We start from the raw sequence: 21,689 nt of genomic DNA on the forward strand, positions 1-21,689 counted from the left end.
AATAAGACGTCCTGAGTTCCTTAGAAAAGGGGCTACTAGCCGGCTTGGACTTCGAGACAGTGATTATTGCTCGATGTAACGTGCCGGAATGTGATCGGCCAGCCAAATATTTTCGTTTCCATGATAAAAGAGTATTCCGTCCTTGGCCGCTAGAGAAGCATTAATTTTCAATATTACCGGCTGGTCATCACGCCGTCTTCCTACCTGTTTGGCGGTATCCATATCTGCGGACAGATGTACATACTGCCTTTGGCGAGGCTGCAACCCTTGTTCCATAATGGAAGCAACCGACCGCAATGGCGTGCCATGATAGAGTATCTCCGGTGGATCGGCAGGTGTTTTGGATATCTTTTGCGGAGTCGAATGGCCATATAATGCCCGGATGCGGCCAGAACGGATCTCATGTCTCTTTTTCTCCGAGGCGTGAATCATCTGCTTCAAATCCGCTTCCGTGACGCCCTTCCATTGTCGACACTCATGTAAAGCCACCAGCAATTGCGGAATCTCTACCCAGCCCTCTTCGTCCAGCTCCAGTTCGTATTCCCAAGGGGCGTGACGCAAGGCGTAGGAGAGCTCTTTACTTAATTTCATCAGATCCATTGCGCTCCGCTCCTTAGTTTCTTTCCGGTTGTACCGCCGCCAAAATTTCCTGAATGTTACGGCCCAACCCTTCATCGTCTTCCTGGTTAAATTGACGGTGTCCATCAATTCCACGTTGAATAATCGTGTTCATCACGGGATGCACCTCACGGTCGGAAGCCACCCGGATCAGATCATCGGCAAAATCCACCGCTTGCTGCTCACTATAGTTAAACGGCTTAATCAGCATACGGATGCTCAGTGCATGAGCCTGCGGCTCAGCGAATTGGTCCCGATGGGTTATGCCATATACAGCGCCAAATCCAAAAGCAGCAATCACCTGACGCTCCAGTTCCGTTGTCTGTTCCAGAGGCGTGCCGATCAGTTCACAAATTTTGCCCACCATCTGCTCCAGCTCTGAAGCAGCTGCAGCCAAAATTACGTCGTTAATATCGTCAGCGTTGATAAAATCAGTCATATTGTAATTCTCCATTTCTGAGCCGTATTGGATCCATTCTCTCAGACTCTATGAGAACATTGTATCGGAGTTAGGGTGTTCCTTTCAAATTCATCTACGAATAGGCAATCGATGAGTCAGGTGTTTGAAGGTGAAAATCTCTATTTATGTGTAATACAGCTGGGTAGATTTTCATATGCGTAACTATTAATCCCAGCGTGATTCATCGTTTGGCGCAGCTCCGAGACAAACTCCATAAAGTACACTTCAGGACTACGACTTCCGGCATAATACTGTAGGTCATAGTCGTAGTTTAACCTCGAATACACATCATGCAGATCGTCAACCAGTACCTTTTTCATATCCTCTTTGGAAATGGCTGGGTCAATAGCGCACTCGTTGACTAGCGTCTGTAGTGTTTCTTGGAGAGCTTGCTGATCGTATGACGAGTTAGACAACAGATGCTGCAAATCATACAAGTCTTTGAACCGTGGCCTCACTATCGTTTGATGTAGCTTCCATGCAATCTGAATGGAGAGTGGTACGGTGTGAGGAACGACAAAGGCTTCTCCAACGATGGGTTGGTACGATAGAGCAACAGACTTCTCGTCCAAGTCCAGGTTAAAGGAGATATCAAGATGCAGCTCATCCTCATATGCATTTTCGTTCCTTGGTTCACTATCAATATAAAAGGCTAGCTCCGTGTTCACCGTTGGAAAATCATCCGCCATCGCGTAGTCTATTCTGCGCCAGAAGGCATTCTCCCGAAAACTTCGAAATACGATGCCATCATTCAGATCCATCTCAGTTACCCGGATCATCCAGTCTGTAAAAATTTCATTGGCTTCATCCTCGGTCTCAATTCGACCTGCATACAAAAAGTCAATATCATCAACATACCGAATACTTGGATTCTCCAAATACTGTCTGGTTAACAAGCTACCTTTTAATATAAATGGGCCATTTACTAGAGTGGCACGTTTCAATAAGGCTTCTAACACCACAATGAATCTCTCATCCTCATTCAGGTTATGTAATTGTACATTTTTTCCAGACAACCTTTCTCCTCCTCGATTCATCGTACTCTACTTAAGATTAGATCCATCCACGATCCAATTCTTCGCGGCTATCGTAGATGCACAGTTCATATTGCTGTTTTAACAGTTCGATCTTATTCTGCTGTAAGATATTATGTATTTCTCCCACTCTACGATAAAAATGTTCTGCACTTTCATATTCCCGGACGGTTACGAATTTAACTTTTCCATTCGCATTAAGAGAGTTCCTTGAAATATGCCCTCCTGAACCAGCGCACAACCGCTTCAACCTGCCCACATCATCAACGTACACTTTACCGTGCCATTCAAAGTATGGCTTGGACTGCGCCAGCATCGGCTGATCAAAATATGTTTCTTCCTTTGCGGGAATTTCCACTTTGGTCCGAACCACCGTGAATCCATTAGCCCGGAATTTCGTGGTAACCTCTTCAATAACATCCTTTACTTCTTCATAATCCGTGCTATGTACAATACGTGTAATCATCGGTTGATTGATATATTCACCTTGGTCCAAGACGATCAACACAGGCTTCACGTTTTCTTCATTACAGATGTTGATAAAGGTTTCCTTCTCATTCTGCTTCAGATCACTCATGGTTACATGATATTCAAATTCCATCGGGTCACTTCCTGACTAGTTTTGGGCATCTGTCAAAAGATAGCTCTATCTTCTCATCTTCTGTTAATTATTCAGACACATCGTTTAAATTGAATTGTTATAGATCTTATTTTTTCTACAATTCACGTACAAACGCTCCACTATTTTCTCTAGAGGTTACTGATAACTGGGTCACTCACGTGCAAACATGAACTAAACAACCTTATTCACTGAGCATTTCAAAAAATTCTAATATATTGGGCGCGACTTTTTGTGTCACAGGAGAAAACTCCTCCGAATCTTCGTTAAACCAAATAATTACAGCAGGCTCTTCTGTTTCTCTAAAATCCAAACAAATAAAATCTCCTGAAAAAAGCGCTGCAATAGGAACTACATTCATTCCCACTAAATCTTCATTTTCAGTTAATCTATCACCTATTTGTGTAATAGTAACTTCAATATCATACCATCCATTAATAGGATCAGACTCACTGTCATTCAATATACAAAGAAATTTCTCAATTATATTTTCACGCTGATTATAGCTAAACTTATTCGTGATTGGCACAGCTCCATTATTAAGTTTCAGGAAATGAAACTCTTAAGCTTCGCTCAACTACTTCTAGTAATTCATTGTTTGGCAATGGAAAGACAATTGTATTAACATCCACCCTCATTTCTTTCACTCCTTATTATTATCTTTTAGCATGCGCCCGACCACCTGGACCTCTCCCACCCTAATGATTTATGGAATGATGTATACCAAAAGGTACTAATTCCATTCTACCGTCAATTTCAGAATGATGCCATGTTGTTCCATGTGGTCGTTTCCCACCTGGAAATTGTGAATCAAGCCATTGGAGCAGTTTAGGACCAGTCTCTTTCCAATAATCTTCAGGTAACTGCAAAATAACAGGTTTGCCATCAATCTTTATGATTAAATCAGCTTTTTCAAAATCGGGATATCTTGTACCTGGCTTCATAGGTACATCAGGTATCTTTTCCAGTTCTTTCGCGCATTCTCTAATTAATCTCTTAGTTAAGGGTAAACTATCCGTTTCAAATTTAGTAATCCTACCACTACCATCTGTTTCATAAAAGTGCTGTTACTCTTTAAAAACTTGAGCTAATCTTCTCAAGAATTCATAACCTAAATCTGCATCACCCTCGTTAACAACTTCACCCACTAAACTCTACTTTGTACTATTTACTTTTGATATCACTCTTTCAAGTACATATCTCTCACCTCATATTAGTAGTTATCCTTATCATCATCAAAGTATCTCTTTTTGGTAGTCGTAGTGTGGAAAACTCTTACGGTTGGAGGTGCTTAAATCTATTCGCTATAAACATAACATCAGTCAAGAAGGATTGGCTTTTCGCAGTAATCTGGACGATCTTATATTTCCATGTTGGAACGTGGTATCCATCGACCAAGTCTTGGTTCCTTAATATTCATTACCCAAGCGGTCGATATCAAGGCATCTGACCTGGTTCGCTTGTATGAGATTAAACTGGAGAAGCAAGCTTCATTTGAAAAAAATCAGATAATAGTGATTAATCCAGACGGATAAAAAGAGCCTATTTCGACTTATGATTCAAGTTGAAATAGGCTTTAAGTTTTTCGTCTTTTTCTAAAGATTAAACTTCATACAAACTATCTATAAAACTATCGAAAGAATCGGATATAAGAAACATATTGCTCATCTTTTCAGTTGGTTCTATATCATGAAGGAAAATATATATTTTCCCGACATACTCTCCACTAGTTCCCAGACAAATTTGATTTCCTCCAGAATCATCGCCTATGGATATAAATTCATCAGGAATTTCACCATATAATGAGTCAAACACACTCGATAACTCATCGTATGATTCATCGATATCTAGCCCGTACAATGAGTTGAGCGCAGTCTCCCCTTCATCATCTGAAATTTTAAAAACATTTGGCCTTACATTGCCACCGTTGTACTCAAGTAAAAAGTCACGATATTGAACCGGAAACACGATATGATGTTTTGCTTCAAATTCCTCAATATTTTTCAAATTAATCTTTTCATTTGTGTTATAAATAATTGCCATGTTTATTCTCCCTTATAATCATTTTTGCCATTAACTGTAGACTGACCACCAATATGCCTAAAATCCCTATGGATATCCCCTTCTGCACAAGAACCATTGTCTTTCCATCTTCATGATGATACCAAGTGTACCCTTTTGGAGGTTGATTTAGCTCAGGAACTGGTGGATCAGAATCCTTATTTAGTCCCGCTTCTAAATTTGCCTTCTTGAAATCTGCCTGAGGTTTTTTAGGAATAGTAACCTCAATTTCTACTGGCTTTATATAGGATGATAATACTCTTAAAAGTCGGGGGAGCCATCTGGATAACTCACAGACTACCCTTTCTTATTAGTATATGTCCAAGTTCCATTCTTATCTTTTGAGATATACCCACCCTTATTATACCATTTTTGTGGATGAGGTGAATTTATTGGTTTAGTTTCCATTATTTATTTAGTGAAATCCGACAGTTCTTACTTCTTACCTTTACCCGTCCCCTCAGTGCCTTCCAGTTTATCCTTCGGTTTGTTTGTATTCTGCTCTGGTTTCTCCGGTTTGGATGATTTAGGTGGTTTCGTATCGGCTTGTGGTTTAACGTCGTCCTTTTTCTTCGTTGGCGGCTTCCAGGTATTCACTTCATTCGGTGTTTCTTTTTTTTCTGGATTCGTCTTTGGTATCGTACTTTTTTCGACGATGTAGTTGAATTTCCTTCACTCGTTTTCGAAGAAGGTGAACTACCCAAATTTTATTTCGACTCCGTTGCATGCTCTACAGGCTTAGAGGTTGATCCTCCCCCACTGTTTGCTGTCTTTCCATTCCCCGAAGCCGTCTCACCTGTTTTGTTCGTCTTATTATTGCTCCAATGACTTCCTCCACCAGATACGATTCGCATCTTCTGACTTTCTTCCCAATACTTTTTCACAAAGCTCTTCACTTTGGGCACTATGGGCGAAGACGGCCTCGTGTCACTTTGGGCGGCGTTGTTCCACTTGCCTGCGGGATAGACCGGACCGGGCCTACAAGGCCACCTGCCGAACCTCTCTTGTTCTTAAAATTAATTTGAGTATTCCGTTACATCAAACGGTTAATTATGGTCAGATACTACCGTAATTGACCTGTTTTTTGTTATCTTTGTTTTCTTGCGTTTTTTAAATTTACTCGGAACTGTAGAATAATCCGCCCCGATAGGAAGGATGGAATGGAAATAAATATCATTGTTTGGATAAATACCGCTGCAATTAAGAGTATCGGCTAAAACCAAGGGTTTACATGCCATCCCTAACTTAACTGAACCTTTCAGTGATTGTTATTATGAAGAAAAAACTCTGCCTTTGGTTGAACTATAGGGTGGATACGATCAACATGATGCGATGCTAAATTACAAAATATTGTTTCTGTAGAAGGAAAAGCTTCATCGTTTTCTCCTAAATGACTCATAATATCAAACAATACACCCCGATCATTCATGCTTAAGCCGTAGCATTTTCGAAGCATATGAGGATATGGAATGTAGTATTGATTTCGTTGGAATTGAACGTTAAAGTTATGCCATTCCATATCTACCGCCCATTCAATCAATCTTTCTTGAATACTCTCTGGCATTGGAACTACGTCCTCTCTGAAAGAATTTTCTTAGGTGACAGAAAACCCGATTTCCCGAAACGTCACTCCTTACTGTTCTATGTCAAACTGGTCGTCACCAGGTTTATTGACTTGCACAGTAACTATCACGGCAAATAGCCAGATTGTTGCATACAATTTACAGATAAGTCCTGACAATATGAATAGTCGATCTATCCATCCAAGAGGGTGCGATGGTTTAGACAATTATCTATCGGTGCGGCGTATGCTAAAGTTGCATAACATTTTGAAAATCCTATGAGAAAACGAACATAACAAAAAAACAGATCAATTATGGTGGTATCTGACCATAATCGACCTGTTCAATGTAACGGAATAGCGTCATTTAGGTTATAAAATTAAAGCATTTGATGTGCGTACAACCGAAATGAAGAAATCTTTATACGGGTATTACATGGGTTAGAAGTGTTATTGGTTGAATGATGGGTTCATTCGGCACTGGGTAGGGGTATAAAGAAAGGCCTTGAGGATTTGCCGCCCCCAAGGCCAAGTTAAACATCACCATTAATTATAAACTTTATATCCTTTAGCGATTACCCACCCATTAAGACCATACGAAGCTGAAATCACGTAATAGTTGTACTTTTCATTTTGTAAATGTTCAAGCAAATCCTCTGCTTTTTCATAATGCATTGGCCACCCGTAGTTCTTCTGTTTCTCCAACAGTTCCTTGTTATTTTTGAGAAATCGGCTTACTTCAAATGTGCTAATATCAAAAATAATACTTCCCTGTAGTTGTGTTTCAAACATATGAGCCAGGACATCACTAAACTCGATATTGGTGGTAACTGAATCTTCGTTACCATCTAATGTTTGAATTGTAATTCTAGATTTACGAAAATCAACTTCATAGGAAACAATTTCATTGTCATGAATATTTAGCATTTCCCCTCAAACCCCCTATCATAAAATGAGATGTATTATTTGCTTCTTTTTGGAGAACCACTAGTCTAATCCCAAGTATGTCTATGAGGGAATTCATGGCTATTGTCTCCATTTGAGTGTTCATAATCAATGTCTTCTATAGCTCGCCCGTTTTCGTCGTAATATCTTCTCTGCGTCAGTGTACCGTTCTCATCATAAAAGTTTACTGGGGAATTCGGTTTATCAGTCGTTGGCAAATTTCTCGCCGTATCAGTCTTCTGTACAGTTGTATGATTTTCATATGGCTCACCTTGTGAACGAGTAGAAGAAGCATTTCCCGTCCCCTCAGTGCCTTCCAGTTTATCCTTCGGTTTATTTGTATTCTCCTCTGGTTTTTTCGTTTCGGATGATTTAGGCGGTTTCGTGTCAGCTTGCGGTTTAACGTCGTCCTTTTTCTTAGATGGAGATGGCTTCCACGTATTCACTTCATTAGGCGTTTCATTTTTTTCTGGTTTCGTCTTTGGTGTCGTGCTTGGTTTCGACGTTGTCGTTGAATTTCCTTCATTCTTTTTCGAAGAAGATGAACTACCCGAACTTGTTTTCGACTTCGGCGGGTTCTCTACAGGCTTAGAGGTTGATCCTCCCCCACTGTTTGCTGTCTTTCCATTCCCCGAAGCCGTCTCACCTGTTTTGTTCGTCTTATTATTGCTCCAATGACTTCCTCCACCCGACACGATTCGCATCTTCTGACTTTCTTCCCAATACTTTCGGACAAATTTATTCACTTTGGGCACGATGGGCGAAGACGGGCTCGTGCTCACTTTGGGCGACGTTGTTCCACTTGCCTGCATAGACCGGACCGGGCCAACAAGACCACCTGCCGAACCTCTCTTGTTCTTAAAATTAACTTGAGTATCCTGACCTGTTAGCGTCGCATAATATTGATCGTATTCACCCCATAGTTCAGCAAAGGCTTGTTCGCTCATGGGAGCCTTGAGCCTCCAGGACAGATACTTCATCTCCTCAAGGCTTAGCCCTTGAGCTTTCCAATAGTCATAACTGCCCAGTTCCTCTACCGTGATATGAGGTCTGCCAATATCGAAGGTGATATTCGCAAAATGGGGACCTACAAAAAGAATATTGTATTCCTCCGGGTTTTTCATCACTTTGTTGAAATAATCCAGCGAACTTTTCAGGTCCTGATCCGCCTGTTGTTTCGCCCACTTCTCCCGAATATAACCTGGAATTTCATAATATGTGGCACTAATTTCCTGATGCTGCTGATGCAACTTCTTGATCAAATCAAGTGGCGAAGTCGCTGTAGTCAACTCTTTGGCCGCGGTCAGCATTTTACCAAGCATCGCCCATTTCGCTTCGTTCTCCTGCTGTTGCATTTCAGCAAAACCATTCAAGAGTCGTTCCAGCAAATTCAGCCCTGAAGGCTTGAAAGAGCCTATCTTCGGTACACTCGCGATGAGACCCGTGGCCACGGCGGCGATACCAGCACCGACGGCGGTTTGAGCAGCAATACCTCCTAGCGCCCCCATGATTGGAATCATAGCAGTGATGGCCAGTGCAGCTCCAACCAAGGATCCATCCTTCGGGTTCGTCGTCGAGGCCTGCGTCACTCCAGCAGCCTCTGCGGCTGCTGCGGCCTGAGCCGCTTCGTACTCCTCAATCGGCATCAGCGGTGGCTCTGGCTCTGGTGGCAGATCCGCCACATGAACAGGCGCTTTGTTGCTGCCCTCCTGTTGCAACAGGCCAGCTCGCACATTGGCCTCCCCGTCCAGAATGAAGCTGCCACCTCCACCAAGCAGCCATATCGCTTCCGATGCAGTGGCCTCGATCTTTCCGGCTGCAAGCAGGATATTGCTACCCTGAATCGACAGATGTCCCGGACTATCCAATAGTACACCCTGCTCATTCAAGGTAATCGTTATCCCGGATCCGGCTTGCAGCGTAACCTCCTCAGGCGACATGCCGATAGAGCTTCCGGCAGGATGGCCCCAGACTTTATGATCCGTCCCCTCGTTAGCAGAACGTTTGCCCTCCGAGATGGAATGACGAATGTATGCGCCGGACTCCAGGCTACTTGGAAAATATAATTCCACATGATCCCCGATCTCCGGCATCATGTATAATCCGCTATGTCCTTCCGCAGCATATGCTGGTGTGACCGGATAGGGAGATGCAGCCCCTTGCGCCATCGGGCCCTCGTCCATGGGTAGTTTGATCTGAACATGGTCATGAATCACGCGGACCACCTCACCATATAACAACAAGCCAATCAGGTCCGATAGGTCGCATCTAGGTTCGTCTTCGAGTACAAGCTGAAAAGTTTGACATTTTAAGCAAATAGCAAAGCCTCACAAAACATATCGATTATGTTGAACTTTTCCCATAGCAGATCGTTCATTATGATGCAATCGAGAGAATGAAGTATGGGTGTCTATACAAATAAACTCAAAAAAGTGAATGAGTAGAGTTCATAAACATCACATCACTAATTTTATAAGATCTTCTTATTATCCTTTTGAATTTAGGCATACAAAAAAGGCTATTCCTACCCGTTGTTCAAGTTAGAATAGCCTCTGAAATTTATCGTACTTCGTATTACAATCCGTCTTGTGAAAAAATTTATTACTCTATGATTCAATTTTTTTCATTATCGAGTGCATCCAGAACCTCATCTTTAATATCCCTTGGGGAAAGTTCCCTAGTTATTGCCCCAGAATTACGCGGCCATGCATGTTTCCCACATACTAACTCATTATGATGATAACTGATTCTTCCACCTCTCTCAAACAACTTAATAATCGGGTCATATAGATCGTGAAACTGTAGAGCAATAGGCAATTGTTGGTCTACTACGTATGACCATTCAAGATAAAAAGTACAAAGGTACTTCGTAACCCAATCAATGTCTTCATTTACCAATTTATTAAATTCTTCTTTTATATGAACAGGTACATCAAAATTAATTATTTCTGCTGCATTAAATACTGCACGTCTATTATCCTCCTTGGAGTTGAAATCCATAAAAATATTACCTCTTCTAATAAACTCTGTTACTAAAATTGCATATGAAGGTTTATCCATCGTGTTACTTTCCCAGTTAATACTCTTTATTCTTTCTTTGGCTTGTTCCAAGTTAGAATTCAATTTTTCCACCTCAAATTTTTGGTTTAAACCCAGGAAACCCGCCGGGTTGTGGTGGTGCTAACTCATGAGCACCTTTTGTACCTTCGTTCGTTGTGCCATCTTTGAAATAATTAATATCACGATACGGCAATCCTTCTTGCATCATTTTACTTTCTGCCAATTCATGGTCAGCTAATTGTCTAAACCATGCTTTTTCCTTTACTGACAATTCACCTTCTAGTGCTTTTTTCCATCCATAGGCAATATCAATATCCGGGTCAAAATATCCTTTATAATAGTACTTGCCGTTAACAGTATCAACTAAATTAATATGTTCTGAAAGTATTACATGTTTTTTTAACTGACTTGCCTCTTCGAAACTAAGTCCTGTATTCCGTGAAAAGGTTTCTAGTTCTACGGCATCTAGACCAGTGGATCTTAATTTTCCATATGTCTGTACAGCAATCTCTTCCTGTTTAAAATTAGGAACAAACTGAAAAGGGTCTCCACGGGGGTCAATTGGCTTAGGTATTCTAGCCGTTCCCGTCCCCGCAGTGCCTTCCGTATTTTCCTTCGGTTTGTTTGTGTCCTGTTCTCCCTCTGGTTTTGGTGGCTTGGGTGGCTTCGTATCCGCTTCAGGATTACCCTCAACTTTATTTGGCAGAGATTTCTTCCATGAATTCACTTCATTTGGAGTCGCATTTTTTTCCGGATTCGTCTTAGTTTCGGTACTTCCTGGTTTCTGTTTTGGTGGCTTCTGATCACTACCCGTTTGGTTAGGTTTAGTTTCAGGTTCACCTTCTGTTTTACCACCAGAACTTGCTTGTCCCGTTTTTTTCGACTTATCCCCGCTCCAATCGCTTCCTCCACCAGAAACAATCCTCATTTTCTGGCCGTCTGTCCATTTCTTCTTCGCAAATGTCGCGGCTTTTTTAAATCCGTTACCAACAACTTGCATGACCTTTCCTTCAATGTCTGGCGTTCTTACCCTTAGATTACCGCCAATCATCGTTCCGTTCTCTATTAAATCGCGATGCATTTCATGATCGTAGATCATCTCTACGAATTTCTCATCGCTAATCGGATTGTAAATCAATTGAGTTACATACTTCATCTGTTCCAATGTCAGGTCCTGACGCAACCAAAAATTATAATCTTTTACCTCCTCGACAGTAATATTATGATATATGCCCGCCCTGTCTAATGCCCATGAAATTTCTTGGTAGTAGGGCGAAAAGAAGGTTTGATGTTGAACATCGTCTTTCTCCACACTCTCGAAAAATTCCAGCGACTTCTGCAGGTCACGTTGGACTTTTTCACGCGCCCACTTCTCACGGAAGTAACTCGGAATCTGCTCATAAGCAAGACTAATCTCCTTGTTCTGTTGTTCCAACTTCTTAAAGAAATCGGTCACCGAAGTCGATGTAGTCAGCTCTTTGGCGGCCGTCAGCATTTTACCAAGCATCGCCCATTTCGCTTCGTTCTCCTGCTGTTGCAGCTCAGCAAAACCATTCGTAAATCGGTCCAGCAAATTCAGCCCTGAAGGCTTGAAAGAGCCTATCTTCGGTACACTCGCGATGAGACCCGTGGCCACGGCGGCGATACCAGCACCGACGGCTGTTTGAGCAGCAATACCTCCTAGCGCTCCCATGATCGGAATCATAGCAGTGATGGCCGATGCAGCTCCAACCAAGGATCCATCCTTCGGGTTCGTCGTCGAGGCCTGGGTTAATGCGGCTGCCTCTGCAGCAGCAGCCTGAGCCGCTTCGTACTCCTCAATCAGCATCAGCGGTGGCTCTGGTGGCAGACCCGCCACATGAACGGGCGCTTTGTTACTGCCCTCCTGTTGCAATAGGCCTGCTCGCACATTGGCCTCCCCGTCCAGAATGAAACTGCCACCTCCACCAAGTAGCCATTGGTTATTTTCGACACGCAAAAAGCTCTCTCCAACTCATAAATCAAGTGGGAAAGAGCTTTTGAATGTTAATCAAATGTTTGAATCATTTAATGTTGGGTTCGTTGGATATGGTTGTGCTATACGATTTAATTAGCCTTGTATCAAATTGCAACATCTTGGTATCCTACATCAGCTATTTCTTCATCTAATAAACGCAACCCTAAACCATTCTCTGAATCCCATGTACAACTAAAAAGAACTCCAATGTCACGTTCTTCATTAATGTCTCCATACGGAACAACAATCCCCTCTAAAGTAATCATCTTCATCAGTTGAGCTGTTGTTTCAACTAATGGATAATTCTCATTAAACGCAACATCATAACCCAATTCACTCCTTTTTTGTCTGTAATAATCCAAAATAGGTTGTAATAAGTTAAATTGCACTTGTTTCCAATCTTGTATTAATGATTGATATGCCGTATATTGTTTTTCATCAAATCTTCCATCTTCATCGCCATCAATCATCAATGTAATTTCAAATTCACCTCCGAATAATTGAAACATAGTCTTCCTAGTCCAACCATAGTTATATTCGAGCACTCCAAAAACAGGATCATTTTTTATCATTGTGTGATCTCCTCTTTATTGTTTATTAGAACCCCCCCCCCAGGTTCAAACGCTCCTGCATTTATTTCTCCCGCACCTCCAAAATGCCCAAAAGTACTATTTATCTTTGTTGGTACTAGCTGCATTGTTTTAACATCATTTAATTCGTGCCATGTTGTTTATTTTTATCTCGATAAATCTTTATATCTTTAGCAGTAATTTTACCAGACTCCATACCAAATTGACGTGCTATTTCAGGAGAATTATTAAGTTGTTCAGCTAACCTTTGATCTGATTGAGCAAAATTAGCTCTTCTCGCCGCTCCTCCGTATGTGCCTTTTCCACCTATCATATACTCAATTTGCACTTCTGCTTTAGCTACTGGTGAATGCTAATGCGGACTTCACAGTCAAGTGAACATTTTTATTAGTTCCTTCTATTGTTTGATTGGTGTGTTGTAGATACAACTCTACTAAAAACCAGATATGTTGATTCCAATCATTTGCTTCCATTAAATTATCTCCAAGATATTTGACTATAAAATCAAAAAATATCTTTTCCTCTTTTACCCATCCGTATAAATTGAAGTGTACTAATGCAATGATGCTATACTCCAAAGAATAATCAATCAATTTCATATTCGGATAACGATCTTTATAAATATGCCTACCCATGCACTGATAAAATTTTGTTTGTTGAATTTTTTTAGTGCACTCACATCTCGACCGTTTTTTATCAATACGTCATTTTTCCAGACATCTAACCAAAAGGAAGATATATTATCCATATCAATTAATAGGATATGATCACTCTCTGTATCATTAATATCGACGATTTCAACATTTTTTACCTTCTTCGTATTCATTTACAGCATTACTATCAACAAAATTTTTGACATACCTTTTGTAGGCCAATTGCAATTTTTTTGAATTAACCATTGTTTTCTCCTTCAATTTTATTTGATTTCCTTACCTCCAATCTTTTACTTCTCTACGAATTTCTCATCGCTGATCGGATTGTAAATTAACTGTGTCAGATATTCCATCTGTTCCAATGTCAGGTTCTGACCCAACCAGTAGTTATAGTCTCCAAGCTCATCAGCGGTGAGGTCTAATCATCTGATATCTTTCGCAATGCCATTAAAAATGGGCCGAAAAACATCTCATATTCGATATCATTCTGTTTTACCTTCTAGCGCTTCATTCAACTGCCGGCATGTTTGTTGATCAACTCAATTATCCCAAATTAGCTCGGAGCCTGATTATATGTCGCACTAAATTCCATACCCCTGTAAAGAATCATATTCTCTCTATACCTGAGTAACTCGTATTCTATTAAAAGAAGACTCATCCCCCTTTTGTTGATTAAGTTGGATGAGTCTTGAAAGTTTAGACGTTTTTTTATCAAGTATTTACGTGTATGATTATTAATTGTTATTATAAGGTCTTACTTTAAAGATGTATTATACTCTTAAAATAAGTTCAACAAAAACTCTTCTCTATATCTTATCAGTATCTTTAACAATACTTATATCACATTCTTTTTCTATAATTACAAACGCATTATTTATTTCTTGTAAAGTTATATCCTTAAATTGAACATTTAATTTTTCTTTTAATTTTTGTAGAAGAGGTAACTCATTAACATATAAATATAAATCTTGAATAATTAAATGTTTTGCATCAATGTGCATTACAACTTTAGTCAAATCATCATCTTTCCGTTCAATTTTTTGTAATTTCCATATTATTCTTTCTTCTTGCTCACCCTCTTCAATTTCAACAAAACCAAATAAAACTGCTAACTTTTTGTAATTTGGATTTCCTTCTCTAAATATCTCCACTAATTCTATAATCATCTCATCTAAAGGGCTCTCATAAATTTTTTTTCTAAGCAACTCTGGGGTGTTATCATCAAACCAGGAACCTATACTATCAAATTCGTCTCTTGATTCTAACACTCCTATAATACTTGGCTTGGTGTAAAGATAACTCTTATTCATGTCTGTCACCCTTCCTTATTAATAGCGATTATAAATTCCGCCTATTCGTTCTGCTATTCTTTGAAAATATATATCCATTGCCTTATCTATCATTCCTGCTTTGTATAGATTGTTGAATGTGGGGTCCGCTTTCAACTCGGTCTGTACGAATTGATAAACAAATTCCATATGTTTTCCGTCAACTTTCCACCCCTCAGTTCCTCTCTTCATAATATAGATCTTCCCATTCGGAGTTACTGCCCTCATTTCTGCCATATTGAAATCCACAGCAGTTTCCATATCTTGTATACTAAATGACCCATTTTTGGGATGATTATGAGTAAATATTGCATCCTTACCTAAATGCCTATAAGGGTTAAGATTTATAGCACTTTCAGTACCAATAATTATATCTCCTAGTAAATTTCCGTGTTTATCAAAAAATTGACCATGTTCTAACGGTAAATTTTTAATATTGTTCTCTGTTTCAGTAACATTTTTTAGTATATTAGCCGTTCCCGTCCCCTCAGTGCCTTCCGTATTTTCCTTCGGTTTGCTTGTATCCTGTTCTCCTTCTGGTTTTGGTGGCTTGGGTGGTTTAGTGTCCGCTTCAGAATTACCCTCAACCTTATTTGGCAGAGATTTCTTCCATGAATTCACTTCATTTGGAGTCGCATTTTTTTCCGGATTCGTCTTAGTTTCGGTACTTCCTGGTTTCTGTTTTGGTGGCTTCTGATCACTACCCGCTTGGTTAGGTTTAGTTTCAGGTTCACCTTCTGTTTTACCACCAGAACTTGCTTGTCCCGTTTTTTTCGACTTATCCCCGCTCCAATCGTTTCCTCCACCAGAAACGATCCTCATTTTCTGGCCGTCTGTCCATTTCTTCTTCGCAAATGTCGCGGCTTTTTTAAATCCGTTACCAACAACTTGCATGACCTTTCCTTCAATGTCTGGCGTTCTTACCCTTAGATTACCGCCAATCATCGTTCCGTTCTCTATTAAATCGCGATGCATCTCATGATCGTAGATCATCTCTACGAATTTCTCATCGCTAATCGGATTGTAAATCAATTGAGTTACATACTTCATCTGTTCCAATGTCAGGTCCTGACGCAACCAAAAATTATAATCTTTTACCTCCTCGACGGTAATATTATGATATATGCCCGCCCTGTCTAATGCCCATGAAATTTCTTGGTAGTAAGGGGAAAAGAAGGTTTGATGTTGAACATCGTCTTTCTCCACACTCTTGAAAAATTCCAGCGACTTCTGCAGGTCACGTTGGGCTTTTTCATGCGCCCACTTCTCACGGAAGTAACTCGGAATCTGCTCATAAGCAAGGCTAATCTCCTTGTTCTGTTGTTCCAACTTCTTAAAGAAATCGGTCACCGAAGTCGATGTAGTCAACTCTTTGGCGGCCGTCAGCATTTTACCAAGCATCGTCCATTTTGCTTCGTTCTCCTGCTGTTGCAGCTCAGCAAAACCATTCGTAAATCGGTCCAGCAAATTCAGAGCCGAAGGCTTGAAGGAGCCTATCTTCGGCACGCTCGCGATGAGACCCGTGGCAACGGCAGCAATGCCTACGCCGATGGCTGTCTGGGCAGCAATCCCCCCTAGAGCTCCCAGGATCGGAATCATAGCAGTGATGGCCAACGCAGCTCCAGCCAACGATCCATCTTTCGGGTTCGTCGTTGATGCCTGCGTCACTGCAGCAGCCTCTGCGGCTGCTGCGGCCTGAGCCGCTTCGTACTCCTCAATCGGCATCAGCGGTGGCTCCGGCTCCGGAGGCAGATCCGCCACATGAACAGGCGCTTTGTTGCTACCCTCCTGTTGCAATAGACCTGCTCGCACGTTGGCCTCCCCGTCCAGAATGAAGCTGCCACCTCCACCAAGCAGCCATATCGCTTCCGGTGCAGTGGCCTCGATCTTTCCGGCTGCAAGCAGGATGTTGCTACCCTGAATCGACAGATGTCCCGGACTATCCAATAGTACACCCTGCTCATTCAAGGTAATCGTTACCCCGTATCCGGCTTGCAGCGTAACCTCCTCAGGCGACATGCCGATAGAGCTTCCGGCAGGATGGCCCCAGACTTTATGATCCGTCCCCTCGTTAGCAGAACGTTTGCCCTCCGAGATGGAATGACGAATGTATGCGCTGGACTCCAGGCTACTTGGAAAATATAATTCCACATGATCCCCGATCTCCGGCATCATGTATAATCCGCTATGCCCTTCCGCAGCATAGGCTGGCGCGACCGGGTAAGGACAGGCAGCCCCTTGCGTCATCGGGCCCTCGTCCATTGGTAATTCGATCTGGACGTGGTCATGAATAACGCGGACCACCTCGCCATACAACGATAACCCAATCAGGTCTGACAGGTCGCATCTTGGCACGCGAATCTGTTCCTCGGGTACCATGCGATAGGTCGTCATGAGCAGCCCGGATTCCAGGCGCGAATGGGCATACACCACGGTCATTTCCCTGCTATCGGGCAATTCGACCTTGTCTCCGAGTGCATAGGTATCGGTACTTTCCATCGTATACTGCAATACGCCTTGCGTGCCCTTCGGTCCATGGATGAGATATCGATCTTTCGTTCCAGAGCCGCGCCAGTCGATTCCGCCCAGCTCTTTACGCACTTGATAGGGCTTGTCTTGCGGCCACTTCCACAGCTTACCCGTAGGTAAACCGATAAACAGCTTGGGTGACGCCGCCGTGATTTCGGGAACCAACACCGTGCCGAATCGCGAGGCAAGCCGACGCAGGAACATCCAATCGGTTTCTTTATATTGTAGAACAAGTCCGCTCAATGCGGTATCCCCAGTAACCTGATCTATGACATCCGAATAGCGGTAGGATTTCATGATGAACTGAATCAGTTCCTTGAACGTCCAGCCTCTGTTTTGAAAGGCTCGTTCCTCAATTCGGATATCCATTTGATAGGAGTTGGACAAGGCTTCAAGCTCGAATCGATAGACCCCTCCCGACAAATGAACCGAGAGCGAGGTCATTACGCCATGGAAGAGTCTCCTCACCGATATGCCGTTTTCATCGACTTGTCTGAGCACGATAGATTCCCCTTCAGCCTGAACCTGAAGAATGCCCGGCCCATCCTCTTCCGGAACTATACCGCTGACGTAGAGTTTCGCATGCTCGTTCACTTGGCGGGTAATTTGCACGCCTTCTAGCCACTGTGCACGATAAGGCCAATATAGACGAAGTTGTTCATATCCGATACTATCCGATTTCTTCTCCGTAATTTCACTCATCGTCAAAAGTCCAACTGCTGTCCGTCATTCTCTATGATGATATCTCCGCCATACAGACACTTGTGCGTACAGTGACTGAGCAGTGCAGCTTTCCCTTCCACTTTGGTATCTCCCTTTCCATGAAGCCAAGGCATGGTCAGCACGGGAACGCAAGGCGCTTTTTTAACCCCATAGATGTCAACCATCGTGCTTGCCGCCACTACTGGATTAATTGGATTGGAACAGTTACCGAACGATCCAATATGAATACCTGGAACATAATCCTCGACAGTCATCTTCGCCTTCCCCTTGATATATACGCCATGACTGAACGGTATCTTCAATCGTGTACGCTGCGTCCCGCAATTGCATTTAAGTATTGCTCCTGCAACGACATAGCTTTTAGAGGCTTCTCCAGCCGTATGAATCTGGGCATCCTGATCTTGACTTCGCGCCATCCATAACCTCCCCTTTCTAATTCCTTTGTTCCAAGTCCAACGGAATGAATTGTACTCCTGCGACATCTCGCCGCAGAATGCTCTCCGCCAACGCTAGATTGACAATGATCACGGTTTCGCGCAGCTCCATCAATTGGAACAGAGGTACCTCAGGGAATTCTTGCTTTAGCACAATCCGCTCCAGACTTCCATCCATTCGCCTACAAGTATGAGGAGATAATACGTTTGCCAGTGCAGGAGGCTGAATGGCCCAATACGTCTCTTGGGTCATTCGCTCCTTGTCCGTTAATACGGTAGCCCTTCGCTTAAGCTGAGGACAATACAATATAAGTGTTTCAATCAATTCATTTGAAACCAAGGGAACCGGCTGTTCCAAATAATCCGTATAATCCACATGGAATCCACTTCGCACATAAAGGTTAATGGCTGTATGCTCACTGCCCGAATCATGAAAAGCCTGATTCCAGGTCCTGCGTTGCAGTTCACCGACAGGCTCTGTCTCTACGCGGTGTATCCATCTGGGATCGGCCACTAGACGAAAGTATCGGATAACCCTCGCCTCCTCTCGACATCGTCAAAAATCGCATCCTCCACATCAGCACCATCCCATAACGTATCTGTTAGATTGGCTCCACGGAATATGGCTCCACGAAGGCGTGCCCCTCGGAAGTCAGCACCTGAAAGGTTTGAATTCTCGAAGTTAAGCGCATCGTATTCTGGACCCTGAACGAGTCCTTCCGGATGTCCTGCCTCCCCTATTATCTCCCTGAAAACAGCATTTTCCAGAGAACACCCGCTGAAATCTGCCCCGTATAGAATGCTTCCGGTGAAATCGGTGTTCTCCAGACTACAATTGCGCCAACGTGACCCTATCAGGACACAGCGTTGAAAATAAGTAGAATGCATATCGATACGATCGAAACGGCTGTAACGAAAATCCAGATCGCTGCATTCCATTTCGCTCATATCCAGTCCCTGAAAGTGCGCGTACATGACCTCCAGACCATCACTTTCTTCCAATGCCTCACCAATCTCCTCAATGCTCCTATTCCTTAGATCAAGACGAAACACGCACTCGCTGGCATCCAAGTATTCTCCCACACGTACTTCGAATATCTGTTCCAGTTCCATAAGAGAGTTCCACTCAAAGTCCTCCAGCGCGCGACAGCTACGGCGTATAAAATGCATAATATAACGATTCACCAATGCCGCTTCCTGTAACATGATTCGGTCCAGTTCTACCGCTGTAACGGTTCCTTGATAGCGAGGAAGTTCTTCTCTTAGTCTATTGAGCATCCGTTCAAGACACTCATAAGCCCAATGGGAAGAATAGAACGAACGGATGGGTGCGCGATCCAGTAGCCATGAAGCATCGCATGCTTCGACCAGAACATTCATAGCTCCTCCAAGAAGTTCAGTTCGCAGCATAGAATATTGAATATAAGCGATCCGTCCTTTCGCTCCACGCTTTTGCACATCGCTGACTTTCTGAATCATAAACCTGAAATGACTCAAGAACTCGGCTGTCAATTCCGCATGCCTTGTATGCAGCGTATGCTGCAAATCATCCATAAGCTTGTCCCGCGCAGGTTTCACCTGATGGGTATAAAAATGTAATACAGATTCCTTGCGAACCATCGGAACTTCCCCCTCCTGCCCTTTCTGTCATACCATGCTAGTTGGCTTTCACTTCCGATCCACTCATTTTTGCCTGTCCATCCAATTTGAACGTTCCTCCTCCACCTTCGAGCAACAATTGCGAATCAGCAGATAATGTTATTTTCTTCCCGGCTTTGAGCGAGATATTGCCCCCAGCAGACATCCGAACCTGCTGGCTTCCGATGATCTGGATGCCCTCGTCCCCGCTGAGCCGAATGAACACCTCGCCCTCTTTACTGCTAATGGAAATGGAATCTGGTGTCAGTCTGATTTCCTTTCCATAGGGCGTTCGGAAAATTTTATGGTCCGGTTTGTTCAATTGGTTCGTTCCGGTTATCTGGTTATCCAGACGAGGTGCTCCTGTCGCGTAGGCCTCTTCTTCATTTTGCGTTGGAAAATAGACAGCGACTGGATCCCCCACTTCAGGCATGACATACCAACCTGTCTGCCCCTCTGCAATGTAAGGCGACTGATACAGCAGCCACAACGCTTCCTCTTCCTCCTGTTGTTCATCACAGTCCAGCTGCACCCTGACATGACCGCCATGTACTGAAAGGATACGACCAAGCAATGAGCTTCCAGCAATTAATGGATTGTAATATGTCTTTTGTCGCAGTCCTCTATGAAGGCTAAGTACATATTGGTGTTTCACGATCCCTCCCACAAGCTCGGTATATGCCTCAGTCACATATAGGCTCCTGCCCCGGAAAGTAATATGGTGTCCAAGCTCCATGACCTGGTCTGTCTCGATTTCGTATATAATGAAGTCCGATTCATTGACCTTTAACGTATCGTTCTCTGTAAAGTACATGAATGGCGTCATATTTTTGCGGATTGTATAGCGTGTATTGTCTAAGTCAATTGAATTTCCGTGCTCAAAGATGCCAAAATAAAATTTTGGGCTATCAAACTGGGCGGCAGGCATCAAGCTAGTGTGAAAGCGAGAAGCAAGTCTCCTGAGAAATGCCCAATCCGTTTCTTGATATTGCACAGCAACCTTAGCGATCTTGGCCCCGCCTGTTCCCTCATCAATTACATCAAGTCCCGGATAATGCTGATCCAGTTCCTTTAGCAAATCGGGCAACGTCATTTTGACATTTTGAAACGTTCGCGTCCTTTTTGTAATATCCATCCGGTATGCATGCGAGATAGCCTCCACTTGGAGCGTATATACACCTCTCACAACCTGCACTTCAACAGATAACGGAATGCCTTTGAACAACGGACTTTTGTTTCCATCCTCATCTTTTTGCCATACTTCAATGGAAGTATCACGGTCCGTTACATCGACATAGCGATCTTTCCATTCTTCGGACACCATACCCTTAAACACGAGCCGAGTGTGCTCATTCATCTTTTTGCGGATCGTAAGTTCTTGCAAATGCAGCAGTTCATATGGTTCAATAAGCAGATTCTCATAAGTCAGACTCATGTTCC

24 protein-coding genes and 1 pseudogene are annotated in these 21,689 nt (G+C 42.7%); 1 reads left to right on the forward strand and 24 read right to left on the reverse strand.

What is annotated here, in order from left to right; translation table 11 throughout:
• Window positions 1–63: 63 nt before the first annotated feature.
• The 6 genes from MHB49_RS25125 to MHB49_RS25150 form a co-directional block, all read right to left on the reverse strand.
• Window positions 64–600 carry an RNA 2'-phosphotransferase gene (locus tag MHB49_RS25125; RefSeq protein WP_405153390.1) on the reverse strand — a complete coding sequence of 179 codons (537 nt, stop codon included), beginning with the start codon at window positions 598–600 and terminating at the stop codon, window positions 64–66.
• Window positions 601–613: 13 nt separating this feature from the next.
• The gene (gene imm48 / locus MHB49_RS25130) at window positions 614–1,057 is read right to left on the reverse strand and encodes an Imm48 family immunity protein (RefSeq protein ID WP_405153391.1); all 444 of its coding nucleotides are present in this window, start codon (window positions 1,055–1,057) and stop codon (window positions 614–616) included.
• A gap of 140 nt (window positions 1,058–1,197) precedes the next feature.
• Window positions 1,198–2,094, reverse strand: a complete 897-nt coding sequence (locus tag MHB49_RS25135; protein WP_405153392.1) for a nucleotidyl transferase AbiEii/AbiGii toxin family protein — start codon at window positions 2,092–2,094, stop codon at window positions 1,198–1,200.
• 37 nt (window positions 2,095–2,131) lie between these two features.
• Window positions 2,132–2,713: a hypothetical protein gene (locus tag MHB49_RS25140; RefSeq protein WP_405153393.1), complete on the reverse strand. Its 582-nt coding sequence runs from the start codon at window positions 2,711–2,713 to the stop codon at window positions 2,132–2,134.
• Window positions 2,714–2,915: 202 nt separating this feature from the next.
• Complete coding sequence (locus MHB49_RS25145; protein WP_405153394.1) at window positions 2,916–3,260, reverse strand: SMI1/KNR4 family protein; 345 nt, start codon at window positions 3,258–3,260, stop codon at window positions 2,916–2,918.
• Window positions 3,261–3,429: 169 nt separating this feature from the next.
• On the reverse strand, window positions 3,430–3,675 hold the full coding sequence (locus MHB49_RS25150; protein WP_405153395.1) for an HNH endonuclease: 246 nt from the start codon (window positions 3,673–3,675) through the stop codon (window positions 3,430–3,432).
• Between the two features lie 426 nt (window positions 3,676–4,101).
• Between MHB49_RS25150 and MHB49_RS25155 the strand changes: the two genes are divergently transcribed.
• Complete coding sequence (locus tag MHB49_RS25155) at window positions 4,102–4,266, forward strand: hypothetical protein (RefSeq protein WP_405153396.1); 165 nt, start codon at window positions 4,102–4,104, stop codon at window positions 4,264–4,266.
• A gap of 67 nt (window positions 4,267–4,333) precedes the next feature.
• Here the strand turns inward: MHB49_RS25155 and MHB49_RS25160 are convergent, their stop codons facing one another.
• From MHB49_RS25160 to MHB49_RS25245, 18 genes and pseudogenes are all read right to left on the reverse strand, one after another.
• Entirely contained in the window at window positions 4,334–4,774 is a 441-nt protein-coding gene (locus MHB49_RS25160; protein ID WP_405153397.1) for an SMI1/KNR4 family protein, read from the reverse strand.
• Window positions 4,758–5,036, reverse strand: a complete 279-nt coding sequence (locus MHB49_RS25165) for an HNH endonuclease (protein WP_405157236.1) — start codon at window positions 5,034–5,036, stop codon at window positions 4,758–4,760. The genes MHB49_RS25160 and MHB49_RS25165 overlap by 17 nt, the downstream gene beginning before the upstream one ends.
• Before the next feature lie 191 nt (window positions 5,037–5,227).
• The gene (locus tag MHB49_RS25170; RefSeq protein WP_405153398.1) at window positions 5,228–5,389 is read right to left on the reverse strand and encodes a hypothetical protein; all 162 of its coding nucleotides are present in this window, start codon (window positions 5,387–5,389) and stop codon (window positions 5,228–5,230) included.
• A gap of 110 nt (window positions 5,390–5,499) precedes the next feature.
• Window positions 5,500–5,676 (reverse strand): hypothetical protein, encoded by a 177-nt coding sequence (locus MHB49_RS25175; RefSeq protein ID WP_405153399.1) that lies wholly within the window; start codon window positions 5,674–5,676, stop codon window positions 5,500–5,502.
• A gap of 374 nt (window positions 5,677–6,050) precedes the next feature.
• On the reverse strand, window positions 6,051–6,356 hold the full coding sequence (locus MHB49_RS25180; protein WP_179263657.1) for a hypothetical protein: 306 nt from the start codon (window positions 6,354–6,356) through the stop codon (window positions 6,051–6,053).
• Between the two features lie 543 nt (window positions 6,357–6,899).
• Window positions 6,900–7,280, reverse strand: a complete 381-nt coding sequence (locus tag MHB49_RS25185) for a hypothetical protein (protein ID WP_179263651.1) — start codon at window positions 7,278–7,280, stop codon at window positions 6,900–6,902.
• A 65-nt stretch (window positions 7,281–7,345) separates the two neighbouring features.
• Window positions 7,346–9,514 (reverse strand): hypothetical protein, encoded by a 2,169-nt coding sequence (locus MHB49_RS25190; protein ID WP_405153400.1) that lies wholly within the window; start codon window positions 9,512–9,514, stop codon window positions 7,346–7,348.
• 397 nt (window positions 9,515–9,911) lie between these two features.
• Window positions 9,912–10,409, reverse strand: a complete 498-nt coding sequence (locus MHB49_RS25195; protein WP_405153401.1) for a hypothetical protein — start codon at window positions 10,407–10,409, stop codon at window positions 9,912–9,914.
• A gap of 22 nt (window positions 10,410–10,431) precedes the next feature.
• Window positions 10,432–12,336 carry a hypothetical protein gene (locus MHB49_RS25200; RefSeq protein WP_405153402.1) on the reverse strand — a complete coding sequence of 635 codons (1,905 nt, stop codon included), beginning with the start codon at window positions 12,334–12,336 and terminating at the stop codon, window positions 10,432–10,434.
• 122 nt (window positions 12,337–12,458) lie between these two features.
• Entirely contained in the window at window positions 12,459–12,926 is a 468-nt protein-coding gene (locus MHB49_RS25205) for a DUF6985 domain-containing protein (RefSeq protein WP_405153403.1), read from the reverse strand.
• Window positions 12,923–13,293 (reverse strand): annotated as a pseudogene (locus MHB49_RS25210) (HNH endonuclease); the annotation flags it as partial. The gene MHB49_RS25205 and the pseudogene MHB49_RS25210, both read right to left, overlap by 4 nt.
• Window positions 13,280–13,543, reverse strand: a complete 264-nt coding sequence (locus MHB49_RS25215) for a hypothetical protein (protein WP_405153404.1) — start codon at window positions 13,541–13,543, stop codon at window positions 13,280–13,282. The gene MHB49_RS25215 and the pseudogene MHB49_RS25210, both read right to left, overlap by 14 nt.
• A gap of 860 nt (window positions 13,544–14,403) precedes the next feature.
• Window positions 14,404–14,907, reverse strand: coding sequence for a hypothetical protein (locus MHB49_RS25220; RefSeq protein ID WP_405153405.1), 504 nt, complete (start codon window positions 14,905–14,907; stop codon window positions 14,404–14,406).
• Window positions 14,908–14,925: 18 nt separating this feature from the next.
• The gene (locus tag MHB49_RS25225; RefSeq protein WP_405153406.1) at window positions 14,926–18,156 is read right to left on the reverse strand and encodes a hypothetical protein; all 3,231 of its coding nucleotides are present in this window, start codon (window positions 18,154–18,156) and stop codon (window positions 14,926–14,928) included.
• A gap of 2 nt (window positions 18,157–18,158) precedes the next feature.
• Entirely contained in the window at window positions 18,159–18,593 is a 435-nt protein-coding gene (locus MHB49_RS25230; protein WP_247903255.1) for a DUF4280 domain-containing protein, read from the reverse strand.
• 16 nt (window positions 18,594–18,609) lie between these two features.
• Window positions 18,610–19,125 (reverse strand): hypothetical protein, encoded by a 516-nt coding sequence (locus MHB49_RS25235; RefSeq protein ID WP_405153407.1) that lies wholly within the window; start codon window positions 19,123–19,125, stop codon window positions 18,610–18,612.
• Complete coding sequence (locus MHB49_RS25240) at window positions 19,125–20,231, reverse strand: pentapeptide repeat-containing protein (RefSeq protein WP_405153408.1); 1,107 nt, start codon at window positions 20,229–20,231, stop codon at window positions 19,125–19,127. The genes MHB49_RS25235 and MHB49_RS25240 overlap by 1 nt, the downstream gene beginning before the upstream one ends.
• A gap of 37 nt (window positions 20,232–20,268) precedes the next feature.
• Window positions 20,269–21,684, reverse strand: coding sequence for a phage baseplate assembly protein V (locus tag MHB49_RS25245; protein ID WP_405153409.1), 1,416 nt, complete (start codon window positions 21,682–21,684; stop codon window positions 20,269–20,271).
• Window positions 21,685–21,689 lie beyond the last annotated feature (5 nt).

Origin of the sequence: Paenibacillus sp. FSL K6-0108 (assembly GCF_045040695.1) — a bacterium.
Classification (GTDB): Bacteria; Bacillota; Bacilli; order Paenibacillales; family Paenibacillaceae; genus Paenibacillus; species Paenibacillus pabuli_B.